Origin of the sequence: Corynebacterium sp. MSK044, assembly GCF_030232825.1 — a bacterium.
Lineage (GTDB): Bacteria > Actinomycetota > Actinomycetes > Mycobacteriales > Mycobacteriaceae > Corynebacterium.
The window spans coordinates 1-218 of the sequence record NZ_JASPJJ010000091.1 but is presented as its reverse complement, the minus strand read 5'-3'; the positions used below and the strand labels follow the sequence as shown (position 1 = coordinate 218).

The following is a 218-nucleotide window of genomic DNA, read 5'->3' as shown; positions in this document are numbered from 1 at the left end:
TCGTTCGGTTCTGCAACGCACGCAGTCATAGCGATGATCCTCGATCGTAATAGTGCCGCCGTCCCCCGCGGACTTCTCCAAGCACGCAACGTGCTGGCCAACCTGGGCAAAAAGCACAGCAAAGCCACCCTAGAACCAGCATGCCAGCAGGTCTTAGAAAAGAAGCTGGCTCCAACTATGGCTGTGATCAAGCGCATCCAGACTGACATTGCGCACGC

1 pseudogene is annotated in these 218 nt (G+C 56.4%); it reads left to right on the top strand.

Annotated features, from left to right (window positions below):
- Positions 1-33 precede the first annotated feature (33 nt).
- A pseudogene (locus tag QP994_RS11190) lies at positions 34-218 on the top strand (IS21 family transposase); the annotation flags it as partial.